16 protein-coding genes are annotated in these 16,363 nt (G+C 66.4%); 7 read left to right on the top strand and 9 right to left on the bottom strand.

What is annotated here, in order from left to right; all coding sequences use genetic code 11:
• Positions 1 to 37: 37 nt before the first annotated feature.
• Entirely contained in the window at positions 38 to 1,423 is a 1,386-nt protein-coding gene (locus tag EXE63_RS08245; protein WP_168141539.1) for an aspartate aminotransferase family protein, read from the bottom strand.
• Positions 1,420 to 1,941, bottom strand: a complete 522-nt coding sequence (locus tag EXE63_RS08240; protein WP_057166871.1) for an Lrp/AsnC family transcriptional regulator — start codon at positions 1,939 to 1,941, stop codon at positions 1,420 to 1,422. The genes EXE63_RS08245 and EXE63_RS08240 overlap by 4 nt, the downstream gene beginning before the upstream one ends.
• Positions 1,942 to 2,041: 100 nt before the next feature.
• On the opposite strand from EXE63_RS08240, the gene EXE63_RS08235 reads away from it, so the two are divergent.
• A complete protein-coding gene (locus EXE63_RS08235; RefSeq protein ID WP_168141538.1) occupies positions 2,042 to 3,526 on the top strand; it encodes a gamma-aminobutyraldehyde dehydrogenase in 1,485 nt (494 codons plus the stop codon).
• 5 nt (positions 3,527 to 3,531) lie between these two features.
• Here the strand turns inward: EXE63_RS08235 and EXE63_RS08230 are convergent, their stop codons facing one another.
• Complete coding sequence (locus EXE63_RS08230) at positions 3,532 to 4,392, bottom strand: universal stress protein (RefSeq protein WP_168141537.1); 861 nt, start codon at positions 4,390 to 4,392, stop codon at positions 3,532 to 3,534.
• A gap of 21 nt (positions 4,393 to 4,413) precedes the next feature.
• A complete protein-coding gene (locus tag EXE63_RS08225; protein ID WP_168141536.1) occupies positions 4,414 to 5,922 on the bottom strand; it encodes an APC family permease in 1,509 nt (502 codons plus the stop codon).
• Positions 5,923 to 6,044: 122 nt separating this feature from the next.
• Between EXE63_RS08225 and EXE63_RS08220 the strand changes: the two genes are divergently transcribed.
• Positions 6,045 to 6,947 carry a sigma-70 family RNA polymerase sigma factor gene (locus EXE63_RS08220; protein ID WP_168141535.1) on the top strand — a complete coding sequence of 301 codons (903 nt, stop codon included), beginning with the start codon at positions 6,045 to 6,047 and terminating at the stop codon, positions 6,945 to 6,947.
• Positions 6,948 to 6,950: 3 nt separating this feature from the next.
• Here EXE63_RS08220 and EXE63_RS08215 read toward each other — a convergent pair whose 3' ends face one another.
• A complete protein-coding gene (locus tag EXE63_RS08215; RefSeq protein WP_168141534.1) occupies positions 6,951 to 7,529 on the bottom strand; it encodes a carboxymuconolactone decarboxylase family protein in 579 nt (192 codons plus the stop codon).
• A gap of 78 nt (positions 7,530 to 7,607) precedes the next feature.
• Between EXE63_RS08215 and EXE63_RS08210 the strand changes: the two genes are divergently transcribed.
• Positions 7,608 to 8,765 (top strand): AI-2E family transporter, encoded by a 1,158-nt coding sequence (locus EXE63_RS08210; RefSeq protein WP_168141533.1) that lies wholly within the window; start codon positions 7,608 to 7,610, stop codon positions 8,763 to 8,765.
• Between the two features lie 86 nt (positions 8,766 to 8,851).
• The gene (locus tag EXE63_RS08205) at positions 8,852 to 9,751 is read left to right on the top strand and encodes a type IV toxin-antitoxin system AbiEi family antitoxin (RefSeq protein ID WP_168141532.1); all 900 of its coding nucleotides are present in this window, start codon (positions 8,852 to 8,854) and stop codon (positions 9,749 to 9,751) included.
• Positions 9,752 to 9,774: 23 nt separating this feature from the next.
• On the opposite strand, the gene EXE63_RS08200 is transcribed toward EXE63_RS08205, so the two are convergent.
• From EXE63_RS08200 to sdhC, 4 genes are read right to left on the bottom strand one after another with little or no spacing between them, the layout of a single operon-like run.
• Positions 9,775 to 10,560 carry a succinate dehydrogenase iron-sulfur subunit gene (locus EXE63_RS08200; RefSeq protein WP_168141531.1) on the bottom strand — a complete coding sequence of 262 codons (786 nt, stop codon included), beginning with the start codon at positions 10,558 to 10,560 and terminating at the stop codon, positions 9,775 to 9,777.
• Between the two features lies 1 nt (position 10,561).
• The gene (gene sdhA, locus EXE63_RS08195) at positions 10,562 to 12,316 is read right to left on the bottom strand and encodes a succinate dehydrogenase flavoprotein subunit (RefSeq protein WP_168141530.1); all 1,755 of its coding nucleotides are present in this window, start codon (positions 12,314 to 12,316) and stop codon (positions 10,562 to 10,564) included.
• A 40-nt stretch (positions 12,317 to 12,356) separates the two neighbouring features.
• Positions 12,357 to 12,824 (bottom strand): succinate dehydrogenase hydrophobic membrane anchor subunit, encoded by a 468-nt coding sequence (locus tag EXE63_RS08190; RefSeq protein WP_168141529.1) that lies wholly within the window; start codon positions 12,822 to 12,824, stop codon positions 12,357 to 12,359.
• A complete protein-coding gene (gene sdhC, locus EXE63_RS08185) occupies positions 12,821 to 13,249 on the bottom strand; it encodes a succinate dehydrogenase, cytochrome b556 subunit (protein ID WP_168141528.1) in 429 nt (142 codons plus the stop codon). Before sdhC ends, EXE63_RS08190 begins: the two co-directional genes overlap by 4 nt.
• 211 nt (positions 13,250 to 13,460) lie before the next feature.
• Here sdhC and EXE63_RS08180 point away from each other — a divergent pair, with 211 nt between their 5' ends.
• From EXE63_RS08180 to EXE63_RS08170, 3 genes are all read left to right on the top strand, one after another.
• A complete protein-coding gene (locus EXE63_RS08180) occupies positions 13,461 to 13,859 on the top strand; it encodes a cytidine deaminase (RefSeq protein ID WP_168141527.1) in 399 nt (132 codons plus the stop codon).
• 71 nt (positions 13,860 to 13,930) lie between these two features.
• Positions 13,931 to 15,205 (top strand): thymidine phosphorylase, encoded by a 1,275-nt coding sequence (locus EXE63_RS08175; protein WP_168141526.1) that lies wholly within the window; start codon positions 13,931 to 13,933, stop codon positions 15,203 to 15,205.
• Positions 15,206 to 15,272: 67 nt separating this feature from the next.
• A complete protein-coding gene (locus EXE63_RS08170; protein WP_168141525.1) occupies positions 15,273 to 16,361 on the top strand; it encodes an adenosine deaminase in 1,089 nt (362 codons plus the stop codon).
• Positions 16,362 to 16,363 lie beyond the last annotated feature (2 nt).

Here is a 16,363-nt window from a genome sequence, read left to right as displayed (position 1 = left end):
GCTGATGTGACTTGTGTGGTTTGTGTGGCGAACCGGGTCACATCCGGCGGGAGGCCTCCGACAGCACGTTGTGCAGGATGTCGTAGATCGCGTCGAATTCGGCCTGCCCGCTGATCAGCGGGGGAGCCAACTGCACCACCGGGTCGCCACGGTCGTCGGCGCGGCAGTACAGCCCGGCCTCCCACAGCGCCGGCGTGAGGTATCCGCGCAGCAACCGCTCGGATTCATCGTCGTCGAAGGTCTCCTTGGTCGCCTTGTCCTTGACCAGTTCGATGCCGTAGAAGAAGCCTTCACCGCGGACGTCGCCGACGATCGGCAGGTCGTAGAGCTTCTCCAGGGTGGCGCGGAAGGCGGGGGCGTTCTCCTTGACGTGGGCGTTGATGCCCTCGCGTTCGAAGATGTCGAGGTTGGCCAGCGCGACGGCGGAGGACACCGGGTGCCCACCGAAGGTGTAGCCGTGCCCGAACACGGTCTGTCCGTCGTTGAACGGTTCGAAGAGCCGGTCGCTGGCGATCATCGCGCCGAGAGGGGAGTAGCCCGACGTCAAACCCTTTGCGCTGGTGATGATGTCGGGAACGTACCCGAAATCGTCGCAGGCGAACATCGAGCCGATCCGGCCGTAGGCGCAGATCACCTCGTCGGAGACCAGCAGTACGTCGTACTCGTCGCAGATCTCGCGGACCCGCTCGAAGTATCCGGGCGGCGGCGGGAAGCAGCCGCCGGCGTTCTGCACGGGCTCCAGGAAGACCGCGGCGACGGTGTCGGGGCCCTCGAACTCGATGGCCTCGGCGATGCGGTCAGCGCAGTAGCGGCCCCATGCCTTGGGGTCGCTGCTGAACTGCTCGGGAGCGCGGTAGAAGTTGGTGTTGGGCACCCGGAAGCCGCCGGGGGTCGGCGGATCGAAGGGTGCCTTGAAGGCCGGGATGCCGGTGATCGCCAGCGCACCCTGCGGGGTGCCGTGATAGGCGATGGAGCGCGAGATCACCTTGTACTTGCCCGGCTTGCCGGTCAGCTTGAAGAACTGCTTGGCCAGCTTCCAGGCGCTCTCCACGGCCTCGCCGCCACCGGTGGTGAAGAAGACCCGGTTCAGGTCGCCGGGCGCGTAATTGGCCACCCGCTCGGCCAGTTCGATCGCCGATGGGGTGGCATAGGACCACAGCGGGAAGAACGCCAGCTGCTCGGCCTGCTTGGCGGCCGCGGCGGCGAGTTCCTCACGGCCGTGCCCGACCTGGACCACGAACAGCCCGCTCAGGCCGTCGATGTAGCTGTTGCCCTTGTCGTCGAAGATCCGGGTGCCCTCACCGCGGGTGATGATCGGCGGGGTGATGCCGTCACCGTGGCGGGCGAAATGTCCCCACAGATGCCGGTTGGCCTTGGCGGCCAGATCGCTTGCCGCGCTTGTGCTTGCTTCGGTAATTGTCATCTCGTGCCCCAGTTGTATTGCTGTTTGACTAGTTTCAGGTAAACCAACGTTTCGGTGGCTATCACTCCTGGGACGGCGCGGATCTTGGTGTTGAGCAGGTCGAGCAGGTCACCGTCGTCCTCGCAGACGACCTCGACGATCGCGTCGAAGGTTCCGGCGGTGAGCACCACGTAGTCGACGGACTCCAGTGCGGCCAGCTTCTCGGCGACCTTGGTGGTGTCACCGGTGCATCGGATGCCGATCATGGCTTGACGGGCGAAACCGAGTTGCATGGGATCGGTGACCGCCACGATCTGCATGACACCGGCATCGACCATCCGTTGGACCCGTTGGCGCACCGCGGCCTCGGACAGGCCGACGGCCTTGCCGATCCCGGCGTAGGAACGTCGACCGTCCTGCTGCAGCTTCTCGATGATGGCCTTCGAGAGCTCGTCCAGCTGGAACGCGGCGCCGGGGCGGGAGTGGTTGATTCGCAGTGACACGGCGGACGCGCCGGGCTGGGAATCCGGGTTCGACATGTGACGATTGTGCACGGAATCCGTCGTTACAAGCAACTAATTCCATGAAATCAGCCGTTCGATGTGCCACAGATTGCGGTAATGCGTAGGCTAGAGCTCTGTGAGTGCAACGCAAATCCCCGGCAGCTGGATCAACGGAGCAGCGGCGCGAACCAGTGGTGCGCCCTTCGAGATCATCAACCCCGCGACCGGCGCGGTGGCCGCGACCTACGCGCTGGCAACCCCCGCCGATGTCGACGCCGCCGTGGCCGCGGCACGCGCCGCTCAGCCCGGATGGGCCGCCGTGACGCCGGCCGAGCGGGCCGCCGTGCTGTTCAAGCTGGCCGAGCTGATGGAAGCAGAGGCGGCCACCTTCATCGCCGAGGAAGTGGCCCAGTGCGGTAAGCCGGTGCGCCTGGCCACCGAGTTCGACGTGCCCGGCAGCATCGACAACGTGTCGTTCTTCGCCGGTGCGGCACGACATTTGGAAGGCAAGGCCACCGCCGAATACTCGGCCGATCACACCTCGAGCATCCGGCGCGAAGCCGTCGGTGTCGTCGCGACCATCACGCCGTGGAACTATCCGCTGCAGATGGCGGTGTGGAAAGTCATCCCGGCGCTGGCCGCCGGCTGCGCCGTCGTCATCAAGCCGGCCGAGATCACCCCACTGACCACGCTGACCCTGGCGAGGGTGTCCACGGCGGCCGGCTTGCCCGACGGTGTGCTCAACGTGGTGACCGGCTCGGGCGCCGATGTCGGTACCGCGCTGGCCGGGCACCGCGATGTCGACGTCGTCACGTTCACCGGATCGACCGGAGTGGGCCGCAAGGTGATGGCCGCGGCCGCCGTGCACGGTCACCGCACCCAGCTCGAACTCGGCGGCAAGGCGCCCTTCGTGGTCTTCGATGACGCCGATCTCGACGCGGCCATCCAGGGTGCCGTCGCGGGTGCGTTGATCAACTCCGGGCAGGACTGCACGGCGGCGACCCGGGCCATCGTGTCGCGGGATCTGTACGACGATTTCGTCGCCGGGGTCGGCGAGGTGATGGGCAAGATCGTCATCGGCGACCCGAACGATCCGGATACCGATCTCGGGCCGCTGATCTCGTTCGCGCACCGGGACAAGGTCGCGGCCATGGTGTCCCGCGCACCCGGACAGGGTGGCCGGATCGTGACCGGTGGCGTCAGCCCGGACCTGCCGGGTGCGTTCTACCGGCCCACGCTGATCGCCGATGTGGCAGAGGATTCCGAGATCTACCGCGACGAGGTGTTCGGTCCGGTGCTCACGGTGCGCGCGTTCACCGACGATGACGACGCGCTGCGCCAGGCCAACGACACCGTCTACGGACTGGCCGCCTCGGCGTGGACCCGCGATGTCTACCGCGCGCAGCGGGCGTCGCGTGAGATCAACGCCGGCTGCGTGTGGATCAACGACCACATCCCGATCATCTCCGAGATGCCACACGGCGGTGTCGGGGCATCCGGATTCGGCAAGGACATGAGCGACTACTCCTTCGAGGAGTACCTGACCATCAAGCACGTGATGAGCGATATCACCGGTGCGGCCGAAAAGGACTGGCACCGGACCATCTTCACGAAGCGCTAGGCCCGCTACTCCGCGCGCGGGATGACGATCACCGGCGCATCGGTGCCGGCCAGGATCCGTGATGCGGTGGAGCCCAGGAAGATCCGCTTGGGTGCGGCGAACCTGCTGGATCCGACCACCAGCACGTCGGTGTCGTCCCAGTTGAGCTTCTTGAGCGCGGACTCCAGCGTCATGCCCTCGGCGACCAGCGATTCGATTTCGGGAGACTCGGGGAGTGCGCGGGCGGCCACTGCCAGGTTCTCCTGCGCTGCATCGATCTGCATCTGCCGCAGATCCTTGAGATCGGCGGCCTCGGCCAGGTTTTCGGCCGATACCAGGGACACCATCCGGATCGCGAGGTTGGCCGCGCTGGCCAAGGTGATGGCGAAGGGCAGGGGATTGTCGTCACCGGCCCTGCTGGGCACCGCGGCGGTGATGGCTTCGATGCGCTCGGGGGCATCATCGGAGTAGCCGCGCGGAGCGAGTGCAACGGGGATCGTCGAACTGTGCAGAAGCGCACTGGACACCGGCCCGATGACATGCCCGCCGAAGAAGCCGTCGCGCGCGCCGCCGACCACGATGAGGTCCGATTCGTGGTCCTCGGCGAACTGCAGCAATGTCTCGGCGAACGACTCACCCACCAGGACGTTGGCGTTGACCGACGCGGCGGCGCCGGTCAGGGTCGACACCGCCTTGGCGATCCACTGCTCACCCCGCTCGATGAGCAGCTTCTGATACTGGGCGCGCCCCGGATGCCCGTCGGGCAGTTCCTCACGTACCACCAGCACGACGTCCACGTCTGCCCCGAAGGTGCGGGCCAGCGCGGCCGCCAGTGCGACGCCGTCGTCGCCGGTCGGTGTCGCGAGATATCCGACAGTCAGATGCATTGTGCTGCCTGTTCTTTCTTGTCAGTACACATCGGGGACTTTGACTTCGGTGCCGCCATTGAGTGTCTCGCCGCGGAAGAAGCGTTTGGTGCCGAAGGCGAAGCACGCCAGCATCAGCGGAATGCCGAGCACCAGCATGCCGACGCCGAGGACGAACACACCGCCGATGGGCCCGAAGGCGGTGTAACCGTAGTCCGGCGCGATCATGTCCTTGGCACTGATCCCGAAGGCCACCGCCATCGCGCTACCGCCCAGCAGCGGGAAGATGCCGCGGAAGAAGAGGTTCCGGGTCGAAGCGAACAACGTCCTGCGGAAGTACCAGACGCAGGCGAACGCGGTGATGCCGTAGTAGAAGGCCACCGCCAGCCCCAGCGAGGCGACCGAATCGGCCAGCGCGTTCTCGGAGAGGAACGTCAACACGAGGTAGAAGAACAACGCCATGGCGCCCATCACGATGGTGCCGAAGGCCGGTGTCATGTACTTGGGATGGACGCTGGCGAAGCGTCTGGGCAGCGCCTCGTACACGGCCATCGACAGGGTGCCGCGGGCGGTGGGCAGGATGGTGGTCTGGGTGGACGACAGCGCGGACACCGACACGGTGAGCAGCAGCAGCGACGCCAGGATCGAGCCGCCCACCGGTCCGCCGAGCACGGTCAGCACGTCGTCGGTGTTGTTGGGATTGTTGAGCCCGATGCCGACGACGCTGAAGCCGGAGAACGACTGCACCGCGTAGGCCACCAACACGTAGGTGCAGACCAGGATCAAGGTGGTGATGACCGCGGCGATACCGGGCGTCTTGCCGGGATTCTTGGTCTCCTCGCCGACGGCCAGGCAGGCGTCCCAGCCCCAATAGATGAAGATGCAGAGGATGATCGCGGCGGCAATGGAGGACACGTCGAGACCGGACGGCCAGAGCCAGGACAGTTGCGGGCTGACGGCCTGGGCGCCCGCGGTGCCGCTGAACACCCGTATCAACGCCCAGATGCTGGCGATGATCAACACGCCGAACTGGATCGAGATCAGGACATTCTGCATTCGCTCTGACACCACGACGCCGCGCGCGCTCACCAGCGTCATCGAGATGATGAAGAACGAACCGAGCGCCACCTTGGCGAACAGATTATCGGCGAGCGCGTCCTGACCGAGGAATTTGAACAGGTAGATGGCCGCCACCTCGGCGACGTTGGCCAACACGATGATCGCGGACACCGCCAGGCCCCAGCCGCCGATCCAGCCGATCCACGGGCCGAAAGCCTTTGTGCCCCAGGTGAATGTCGTCCCGCAGTCCGGGGTGTCCTGCGACAACTCCTTGTACGCGAAGGCGACCAGCAGCATCGGGATGAAGGCCAGCACGAACATCGCCGGCGCCTTGTCTCCGACGTTGAGGACCACATACCCCAGCGTGGCGGCCAGGCTGTACGCGGGAGCCACCGCGGCGAGACCGATCACCACATTGCCGACCAGACCGAGCGCGCCGGCTTGCAGACCCTTGTCGGTGGTCATGGGTGCCGGCTGTTCCGCGATTGCCATTCGCAGAAATATACGGTTTCCGTTGTTGTTACGTGTATATACGACGAAAAGGTTTTCTTTGAGGTAACACGACGACGGATTCGCTTCTTTGGGCATGTTTGCGGCGGTCCTAGACTCGGCGTATGACCGCGAGTGCCCGGGCCGAGGAATTCGAGGAGCTGCGACCGCACCTGCTCGCCGTCGGTTACCGGCTCACCGGGACCTACGCCGACGCCGAGGACATCGTGCAGGACGCCTGGCTGCGTTGGCGCGGTTCCGGTGACGACATCGTGGATCTGCGTGCCTGGCTGACCACCGTGGTGAGCCGGCTGGGCCTGGACCGGCTGCGTTCGGCCAGCCGCCGCCGCGAGACCTACGTCGGGCAGTGGCTGCCCGAGCCGGTGGTGACCGGCTTCGACCGCGACGACCCGCTGGCCGCCGTCGTCGCCGACGAGGACGCCCGGTTCGCGGCCATGGTGGTGCTGGAGCGTCTCACCCCGGATCAGCGGGTGGCCTTCGTGCTGCACGACGGCTTCGGGGTCCCGTTCGCTGACATCGCCGACGTGCTCGACGTCAGCGCCGCTGCCGCCCGTCAGTTGGCCTCGCGGGCCCGGCGCGCCGTGGAGCACGCAGCACCCGTGGCCTCCGACGACACCCACGACGAGACGGCCGGACTGCTGATGGCCGCGCTGGCCGAGGGGAATCTGGATGCCGTCGTCCGGCTGCTACACCCGGAGGTGACCTTCACCGGGGACTCCAACCGCCGGGCCCCGACGGCGGCGCGCGTCATCCACGGACCGGACAAGGTGGCCCGGTTCCTGTTCGGGCTGGCCGAGCGGTATGGGCCGAACTGGCTCGCGGGCAATCAGCTGGCGCTGATCAACGGCCGGCTCGGTGCCTACACGCCCGGTGCGGCCGCCGTTGACGGATATCCCGAGCTGATGCCGCGGATCTCGGCGATGACGATCCGGGGCGGAAAGGTCTGTGCGCTATGGGATATCGCGAACCCGGACAAGTTCACCGCGTCGCCGCTGCGGGGCAGATAGCGCTCAGGCCTGATCAGGCCATGGCACCCGGCACGCGTCGCCGGAGCTGAAGCCCTGTTCGGTGATGCCCAGCGCCGAGTACATCCGGGCCCGCATGTTCTCCACGCCGATCTGATAGGTCAGTTCGATGACACCGTCGTCGCCGAACCGCTGCCGCAGATCGGCCACCTGCTCGTCGGTCACGGTGTGCGGGTCGGTGGTCATGGCGTCGGCGTAGGCGATCGCGGCGCGCTCGTCATCACTGAACGACGGCGATGTCGCGTAGTCGTCGATGTGCTTGAGCCGGGCGACGTCCAAGCCTTCGAGGCGCTGCAGCATCGAACCGAAGTCCACGCACCATGAGCAGCCCACGGTGCGCGCGGTCCAGAACACCGCGAGCTCGCGGACGTTGGTCGGTAGTTTCTTCGACCCGGCCGCCAGCAGCGCCTCGTGCACACCGTTGGCGATCAGCAGGCGTGGGTGGTGTGCCGCGACCGCGAACGGCTCGGGCACTTCACCGAACCGCCGCTTGGCATAGCGGTACATCATCCGGGTCAGCGGGCCGGCGCGGTGGGGGGTCAGTGCAGCGATTCTCGTCGTCATATGTATCAGACGAGGCAGCATGCGAGATTGTGACACCAGAAGTCGTCTGAATCGGCTGTCGGGGGGTAAAGAAGAAGCGTGAAGGACATACTGCCCAGTCGGGGCTCGGTATTCGGGACGCATCTTCGATCGGCCGCCACGGTGTCCGTGCAGATCGTCGCGGTGTCGGCGCTGCTGTGGATCCTCGCCTGGGTCGTCGGCGAGATGTGGGTGATCATCCTGCCCGTTGCGCTGGCGGTGGTGCTGTGCACCGTGCTGTGGCCACCCGTGCGGTGGATGCGGGCCAAGGGCGTCCCGCCGGCCGCGGCGGCCCTGAGCATGCTGCTGGTGGCGCTGGCCGTGATCGGCGGCCTGATCGCCGCGGTGGCTCCCGCCATCGTGGAGCAGTCCACCGAACTGGCCGAGCAGGCCACCGCCGGTGTGGTGCAGGTGCGTGACTGGCTCGGCGGTCCGCCGCTGAACATCAGTCAGGCGCAACTCGATTCGGCGGTCACCGCGATCAACGACCAGCTGAACTCGAGCAGCTCCCAGATCGCCTCGGGAGTGTTCACCGGGGTGGGCGCGGCGACGTCGGCACTGGTGACGGTCTTCACGACCATCGTCGTGGTGTTCTTTCTGCTCAAGGACGGGCCGCAGTTCATCCCGTGGTTGCGGCGCTCGGTCGGGCATCCCTCCGCGCCGCACCTGGCCGAGGTGCTGCAACGCATCTGGTCGACGCTCGGCGGGTTCATCCGGACCCAGGCGCTGGTCAGTTTCGTCGACGCCGTGCTGATCGGGATCGGCCTGGTGATCCTCGGGGTGCCGCTGGCCTACGCGCTGGCCATCGTCACCTTCATCGGTGGCTTCGTACCGATTGTCGGCGCGTTCGTCGCCGGCGGCCTGGCCGTGTTGATCGCGCTGGTCGCCAACGGCCCCATCGTCGCGCTGATCGTGCTGGGCATCATCGTCGCCGTGCAGCAGCTGGAGGGCAACGTGCTGCAGCCCTGGCTGCAGTCCAAGTCGATGAAGCTGCACGCGGTGATCGTGCTGCTGGCCGTGACGCTGGGCGCGTCGACCTTCGGCGTCATCGGGGCCTTCCTGGCGGTCCCGGTGGCCGCGGCGCTGGCGGTCATCATCCGGTACTACGACGAGCAGGTCGCTGGGCGGACGGGCGAGGACCTGGAACCCGAGCTTGAGGTCGAGCCCGAACCTGAAAATGACGCCGAACCCGCCGAGGACGCGTCGAACGTGAAGTAGATCGCGCGCTTTCGCCGAGATCTCGCCATCGACTTCACGTTCGAACCGGATGGAACCCGACGCCGCTGGGCTGCGTCCAAGTTCACATGCTCTTGTTGGGAAGCGCGGCGCTGGCCGCGGGTACGGTGACCCGTCACCAATTGAGCACCCGTTACGACATGCTGCACCGCGATGTCTACGTCCTGCGGGGCGCCGTGCTGACCCCGACCGACAAAGCGAAAGCCGCATGGCTGTGGTCGGGCGGGCGCGGTGTCGTGGCCGGACTGTCAGCGGCCGCGTTGCACGGGGCGAAATGGATCGACCCGGCACTGCCCGCCGAGATCAACCAAGCCAGTCGACACAAGGCCTCGGGAATTCTGCTGCACAGTGACTCGCTACTCGAGACCGAAATCTGCACTGTCGACGGAATCCGGACAACTACGCCGGCGCGGACCGCATTCGACCTCGGACGCCGGCGCGGAATCATCCGAGCGGTGATACGGGTCGACGCGCTGCTGGAGGCAACGGATCTGAAGATTGACGATGTGCAGGAGCTTGCCGCCGGCCATCGCGGACTGCGCGGACTGGTGCAGTTGCGTCATGTGCTGGAGCTGGCCGAGTACGGCGCCGAATCGCCGCAGGAGACGCGGCTTCGCCTGGTGCTGACCAAGGCCGCTATGCGGCCGTCGCACACCCAGATCAGGGTCTTCGACGAGGAGTGCATCGTCGGGCGGCTCGATATGGGCTGGCCGCAGTGGAAGGTCGGGGTGCAGTACGACGGCTTCCAGCACTGGACCGATCCTCGACAGCGCACCCTCGATATCGAACAGGATGCGATCTATCGGGAACTGGGCTGGCGGATTGTCCGGGTCGGCGCCGACCTGTTGAGGTACCGGCAGCCGACGGTCATCCAGCGGGTTCGGGCAGAACTCGACGCGGCAGGCGCACCGCATCCCCTGCCCAACGTGAACAAGATCGCGAGAAATCTACGAAATCTCGCGATCTAGTTCACGTTCGGCAGAAGAAAGATCTAGCGCGCGAACATCAGGGCGCGCTTGACCTCTTGGATCGCCTGGGTCACCTGGATGCCACGGGGGCAGGCCTCGGTGCAGTTGAACGTGGTGCGGCAGCGCCACACACCGTCGACCTCGTTGAGGATGTCCAGGCGCTCGGCGGCGCCCTCGTCGCGCGAATCGAAGATGAACCGGTGCGCGTTGACGATCGCGGCCGGGCCGAAGTAGGACCCTTCGCTCCAGTAGACGGGGCAGCTGGTGGTGCAGCAGGCACACAGGATGCACTTGGTGGTGTCGTCGTAGCGGGCCCGGTCGGTGGCGCTCTGGATGCGTTCCTTGGTGGGGGCGTTGCCGCTGGCGATCAGGAACGGCTTCACCGCGCGGTACGCGTCGAAGAACGGCTCCATGTTCACCACGAGGTCCTTTTCCACGGGCAGCCCGCGGATCGGCTCGATCGTGATGGTCAGCTGCTTGGAGGCCTTCTTGGGCAGCAGGTCGCGCATCAGCACCTTGCACGCCAGCCGGTTCACCCCGTTGATGCGCATGGCGTCCGACCCGCACACCCCGTGCGCGCAGGACCGGCGGAACGTCAGGGTGCCGTCCAGGTACCACTTCGCGTAGTGCAGCAGGTTGAGCAGACGATCCGACGGCAGACACGGCACCCGGTAGCTCTGGTAGCCGGCGTCGTCGGGGCTGTCCGGGTTGAACCGGGCGATCTTGAGGGTGACCATGACCGCGCCGTCGGGCACCGGAGGAAGGTCCGGACCGCCGGTCTCTGGCTTTTCGATGACCGAAGACGTCATGTCAGTACTTCCGTTCCATCGGCTCGTAGCGGGTCTGCACCACCGGCTTGTAGTCCAGCCGGATGTCCGAGATCAGATCCGGCCCGTCCTTGTAGGCCATGGTGTGGCGCATGTAGTTGGTGTCGTCGCGGTTGGGGTAGTCCTCGCGGGCGTGCCCGCCGCGGGATTCCTTGCGGTTCAGTGCGCCGACCACGGTGACCTCGGCCAGCTCCAGCAGGAAGCCGAGCTCGATGGCCTCCAGCAGATCACTGTTGTAACGCTTGCCCTTGTCCTGCACGGTGATCCGTGCGTACCGCTCCTTGAGGGCGTGGATGTCGGTGAGCGCCTGCTTCAGCGTCTCCTCGGTACGGAACACCGCGGCGTTGTTGTCCATCGACTGCTGCAGCGACGTACGGATGTCGGCGACGCGCTCGTTGCCGTGCTCGGAGAGGATGTCGCCGACCCACTCGACCACCATGCCGGCCGGGTTCTCCGGTAGGTCGACGTGGTTGTGGTTCAGCGCGTACTCCGCGGCGGCGATCCCGGCGCGGCGGCCGAAGACGTTGATGTCCAGTAGCGAGTTGGTGCCCAGCCGGTTGGAGCCGTGCACGGACACGCACGCACACTCGCCGGCGGCGTACAGGCCCGGGATGATGTTGTTGTTGTCGCGCAGGACCTGACCGTTGACGTTGGTCGGGATACCACCCATCACGTAGTGGCATGTCGGGTAGACCGGCACCAGCTCGGTGACGGGGTCCACGCCCAGGTAGGTCCGGGCGAACTCGGTGATGTCGGGCAGCTTGGCTTCCAGCACGTCGGCACCGAGGTGACGCACGTCGATGTAGACGTAGTCCTTGTTCGGTCCGGCGCCGCGGCCCTCGAGCACCTCGAGCACCATCGAGCGGGCCACGATGTCGCGCGGGGCCAGGTCGACGATGGTCGGCGCGTAGCGCTCCATGAAGCGCTCGCCCTCGCCGTTGAGCAGCCGGCCGCCCTCACCGCGCACGGCCTCGGAGATCAGGATCCCCAGCCCCGCCAGGCCTGTCGGGTGGAACTGGTGGAATTCCATGTCTTCCAAGGGAAGTCCCTTGCGGAAGATGATGCCCAGCCCGTCACCGGTCAGAGTGTGTGCGTTGGAGGTGGTCTTGTACATCCGGCCCGAACCGCCGGTGGCGAAGACGATCGACTTGGCGTGGAAGATGTGGATGTCGCCGGTGGCGAGCTCGTAGGCGATGACGCCGGTGGCCACCGGGCCGCCGGGGGTGTCGGTCAGCGCGATGTCGAGGGCGTAGAACTCGTTGAAGAACTCCACGTCGTGCTTGACGCAGTTTTGGTACAGGGTCTGCAGGATCATGTGACCGGTGCGGTCGGCGGCGTAGCAGGCCCGGCGCACCGGGGCCTTGCCGTGGTCACGGGTGTGCCCGCCGAAGCGGCGCTGGTCGATACGGCCCTCGGGGGTGCGGTTGAACGGCATCCCCATCTTCTCCAGGTCGTAGACCGCGTCGATGGCTTCCTTGCACATGATCTCGACGGCGTCCTGGTCGGCGAGGTAGTCCCCGCCCTTGACGGTGTCGAAGGTGTGCCACTCCCAGTTGTCCTCTTCGACGTTGGCCAGTGCGGCGCACATGCCGCCCTGCGCCGCGCCGGTGTGGCTACGGGTCGGGTACAGCTTGGTCAGCACCGCGGTACGTGCCCGCGGTCCGGCCTCGACGGCTGCGCGCATCCCGGCGCCGCCGGCGCCGACGATGACGACGTCGTAACGATGTTCCTGAATCATCCTGCGTCCTTACTCTTCCCCGTCGCTTCGCTCGCCCGGGCTATATGTTGGCGTCGAACGTGACCAGCACGTAACTGCCCAGCACCAGGGTGAATCCGGTCGCCAGCAGCAGCAGTGAGTTCAGATAGAACTTGGTGGTGTCCTTGCGGGCGTAGTCGCCGATGATCGTGCGCATGCCGTTGGCGCCGTGCAGCATCGCCAGCCACAGCAGGGCCATGTCCCAGATCTGCCAGAACGGCGAGGCCCACCGCTCGGCGACATAGTTGAAGTCGATCCGGTACACGCCGTCCTCCCACATCAGCATGATGAAGAGGTGGCCGAGCGCCAGGAAGACCAGCGCCACACCGGAGAAGCGCATGAACAACCAGGCGTACTTCTCGAAGTACGGGATACCGCGCGGCTTGCGGGGTGCACGCGGGTGATCCAGGCTGGCCGGGCGGTCGTGTTCCTTCTCCTGCACCGGGGCGATGCGCCCCTCCTTGTGGTGCGGAGTCCAGGCTTCGGTCACAGGAAACGCTCCGCCATGTGCATGCCGATCACTCCTAGTGAGGGGATCATCACGGCCAGCCACACGCCGGCGATGACCCACAGCATCGTGCGTTGATACTTGGGACCCTTCTGCCAGAAGTCGATCAGGATGACCCGGATGCCGTTGAGTGCGTGATACAGCACCGCGGCGACCAGGCCGATCTCCATCAGGCCGATGATCGGGGTCTTGTACGTCTCGATGATCGAGTTGTAGGCCTCGGGGCTCACCCGGACCAGTGCCGTGTCGAGCACGTGCACCAAGAGAAAGAAAAAGATCGTGGCACCGGTGATCCGGTGCAATACCCAGGACCACATGCCTGGGTCGCCGCGGTACAAACTGCGGCGACGCGCCGGTTTTGATCGCGGTGCCGGTATGGCGGAATCCGCGGCCGTCGCTGTGCTCATCGAGTCCTCCAACGCCTTCGGTGGACGGCGGGGACAAGGCTGAATCCGTCCCCAAACCTCGGGGCGACTCTAATCCCAAATCGGGTGCTTGAAGAACTAGCGTTGGGGTCAAAGCGGGCCCCATACCACAAAGTTAGGGTTACCTATGTTGGTTCCCGCTTCGGGAGTGGAGCTTTCGGAATGCATTCAGAACGTGGTGAACAGGGGTCCAATGACGGTTGAATTCGAGTGGAAGTCATTGCGGGACAGCGCAATCGGAGTGGCAGCGCAGGCGTACGCGCCGTATTCCGGTTTTCCGGTCGGTGCCGCGGCGATTGTCGACGATGGCCGAATCATCCTCGGATGCAATGTGGAGAATGTCTCATATGGCCTAGGTCTCTGTGCGGAGTGCGCTGTGGTCTGCGCCCTGCATTCCAGCGGTGGCGGACGGCTGGTGGCACTCAGTTGTGTGGCCGCCGACGGTGCCCCGCTGATGCCCTGTGGACGGTGCCGGCAGGTGCTGTTGGAGCATGGCGGCCCCGAGTTGTTGATCGATCATCCCGACGGCCCCCGCACCCTCGCCGACCTGCTGCCCGACGCGTTCGGCCCGGCCGATCTGGAGCGAGCATGAGCCCGAAGCCGAGCGGGAGTGAGGATCGCAGCGAGGTACGAGCGAGGACCGGAGCGAGCGCAGAGGCGAGTATGAATTTCGACGCGCCCTCGGTGATCAGGACGAAACGCGATGGTGGCGCGCTCTCCGACGCCGCGATCGACTGGGTGATCGCCGCCTATACCGACGGTCGGGTCGCCGATGAGCAGATGTCCGCCCTGCTGATGGCGATCTTCCTGCGCGGTATGACCGGCGCGGAGATCACCCGGTGGACGACGGCCATGATCGCCTCGGGGGAACGGTTCGACTTCGGCGATCTGGGCCGGCCGCTGGTGGACAAACACTCCACCGGCGGTGTCGGAGACAAGATCACCATCCCACTGGTACCGGTGGTACTGGCTTGTGGCGCCGCGGTTCCGCAGGCCGCCGGTCGCGGCCTCGGCCACACCGGCGGCACGCTCGACAAGCTGGAGGCGATCCCGGGTTTCACCGCCGAACTGTCCAAAAACCGCATCCGCCAACAACTGTCCGACATCGGCGCCGCCATCTTCGCCGCCGGGGACCTGGCGCCCGCCGACCGCAAGATCTATGCCCTGCGTGATATCACCGCGACCACCGAGTCGTTGCCGCTGATCGCGAGTTCGGTGATGAGCAAGAAGCTGGCCGAGGGCGCCCGGTCGCTGGTGCTGGACGTGAAGGTGGGCAAGGGCGCGTTCCTGAAGACCGAGGCCGAGTCGCGGGAGCTGGCCGCGACCATGGTGGCGCTCGGTAACGATTCCGGGGTGCCGACGAGAGCTTTGCTCACCGACATGAACCGGCCACTGGGCCGTGCGGTCGGCAACGCCGTCGAGGTTGTGGAGTCCCTGGAGGTGCTGGCCGGCGGCGGCCCGGACGACGTGGTGGAGCTGACGCTGGCGCTGGCCGCTGAGATGCTCGACGCCGCCGGTCTGGACGGGGTGGATCCGGCTCAGACGTTGCGGGACGGCACCGCGATGGACCGGTTCCGCGCACTGGTCGCCGCGCAGGGCGGCGATCTGTCCGCGCCGCTACCGATCGGGGCCCATTCGGAGTCGGTGCCGGCCCCCACCGGTGGCGTGATGGGCGATATCGATGCGATGGCCGTCGCGATGGCGGCCTGGCGCCTCGGGGCCGGCCGGGCCGCGCCGGGCCACCCCGTGCAGTTCGGCGCCGGCGTGCAGATCCATCGCCGGCCCGGTGAGTCCGTTGCCGCCGGGGACGCCCTGTTCACGCTGTACACCGACACCCCCGAGCGGTTGGCCCCCGCAATCGCCGAGCTCGACGGAGGTTGGACGGTCGGGCCGCGGGAACCGGTGATCGGGCCGCTGATCATTGACCGCATCGGTTAGCGGTCGGGTCGGCGACGGTTGGGTGAACTGGCCTGCCGGATGGTGCCGCCGCGGGCAAGATGGATAGATGAGTACGCCATTGACGCTGGATCTCATCCAACAAGCCCCCAAGGCCCTGCTGCACGACCACCTCGACGGTGGTTTGCGGCCGGGCACCGTCGTCGAACTCGCCGAGCAGTTCGGCTACGACGGGCTGCCGACCACCGACGTCGAGGAACTGGCCAACTGGTTCCGCACCCAGGCTCACAGCGGTTCCCTGGTGCGATACCTCGAGCCGTTCGCGCACACCGTCGGCGTCATGCAGACACCGGAGGCGCTGTATCGGGTTGCCCGGGAAGCTGTCGAGGACCTGGCCGCCGACAACGTGGTGTACGCCGAGATCCGCTTCGCGCCGGAATTGCACATCGACCGTGGGCTGTCCCTGGACCAGGTCACCGAGGCCGTGCTGGCCGGGTTCGTCGACGGTGAGAAGGCGGCCGAGGCCGAAGGGCGCCCGATCGTGGTGCGGTGCCTGGTGACGGCGATGCGGCACGCGGCGCGGTCGCGGGAGATCGCCGAACTGGCGATCCGCTTCCGCGACAAGGGTGTCGTCGGGTTCGACATCGCCGGAGCCGAGGCCGGCTACCCACCCTCGCGGCACCTGGATGCCTTCGAGTGCATGCGGAACAACAATGCGCGTTTCACGATTCATGCGGGGGAGGCGTTCGGGCTGCCCTCCATCCACGAGGCGATCGCGTTCTGCGGTGCTGATCGGCTGGGGCACGGGGTGCGGATCGTCGACGATATCGACGTGCATTCCGAGGATGATGCGACGTTGGGCCGTCTCGCATCGCTGTTGCGGGACAAGCGGATTCCGCTGGAGTTGTGCCCGTCATCGAACGTGCAGACCGGAGCGGTGCCCAGCATCGCCGAACACCCGTTCGCGTTGCTGGCCCGCCTGCGCTTCCGGGTGACGGTCAACACCGACAACAGGTTGATGAGTGACACCACCATGAGTCAGGAGATGCTGCGGCTGGTGGAGGCGTTCGGCTACGGATGGAGCGATCTGGAGCGGTTCACCATCAACGCGATGAAATCGGCGTTCGTGCCGTTCCGGGAACGGCTGGCGATCATCGACGGGGTGATCAAACCGCGGTATGCGGTGCTGATCGGCTGAGC

It is taken from the genome of Mycolicibacterium frederiksbergense (assembly GCF_012223425.1).
Taxonomy (GTDB): domain Bacteria; phylum Actinomycetota; class Actinomycetes; order Mycobacteriales; family Mycobacteriaceae; genus Mycobacterium; species Mycobacterium frederiksbergense.
Note: the sequence above shows the minus strand (reverse complement) of the source record. Positions and strands in the feature narration are given on the sequence as shown.

What these genes read in the sequence shown, in the direction of transcription:
- EXE63_RS08245 (WP_168141539.1), bottom strand. Translation starts at nt 1,423, where the DNA reads ATGACAATTACCGAAGCAAGCACAAGCGCGGCAAGCGATCTGGCCGCC.
- EXE63_RS08240 (WP_057166871.1), bottom strand. Translation starts at nt 1,941, where the DNA reads ATGTCGAACCCGGATTCCCAGCCCGGCGCGTCCGCCGTGTCACTGCGA.
- EXE63_RS08230 (WP_168141537.1), bottom strand. Translation starts at nt 4,392, where the DNA reads ATGCATCTGACTGTCGGATATCTCGCGACACCGACCGGCGACGACGGC.
- EXE63_RS08225 (WP_168141536.1), bottom strand. Translation starts at nt 5,922, where the DNA reads ATGGCAATCGCGGAACAGCCGGCACCCATGACCACCGACAAGGGTCTG.
- EXE63_RS08220 (WP_168141535.1), top strand. Translation starts at nt 6,045, where the DNA reads ATGACCGCGAGTGCCCGGGCCGAGGAATTCGAGGAGCTGCGACCGCAC.
- EXE63_RS08215 (WP_168141534.1), bottom strand. Translation starts at nt 7,529, where the DNA reads ATGACGACGAGAATCGCTGCACTGACCCCCCACCGCGCCGGCCCGCTG.
- EXE63_RS08205 (WP_168141532.1), top strand. Translation starts at nt 8,852, where the DNA reads ATGCTCTTGTTGGGAAGCGCGGCGCTGGCCGCGGGTACGGTGACCCGT.
- EXE63_RS08200 (WP_168141531.1), bottom strand. Translation starts at nt 10,560, where the DNA reads ATGACGTCTTCGGTCATCGAAAAGCCAGAGACCGGCGGTCCGGACCTT.
- sdhA (WP_168141530.1), bottom strand. Translation starts at nt 12,316, where the DNA reads ATGATTCAGGAACATCGTTACGACGTCGTCATCGTCGGCGCCGGCGGC.
- sdhC (WP_168141528.1), bottom strand. Translation starts at nt 13,249, where the DNA reads ATGAGCACAGCGACGGCCGCGGATTCCGCCATACCGGCACCGCGATCA.
- EXE63_RS08180 (WP_168141527.1), top strand. Translation starts at nt 13,461, where the DNA reads ATGACGGTTGAATTCGAGTGGAAGTCATTGCGGGACAGCGCAATCGGA.
- EXE63_RS08175 (WP_168141526.1), top strand. Translation starts at nt 13,931, where the DNA reads ATGAATTTCGACGCGCCCTCGGTGATCAGGACGAAACGCGATGGTGGC.
- EXE63_RS08170 (WP_168141525.1), top strand. Translation starts at nt 15,273, where the DNA reads ATGAGTACGCCATTGACGCTGGATCTCATCCAACAAGCCCCCAAGGCC.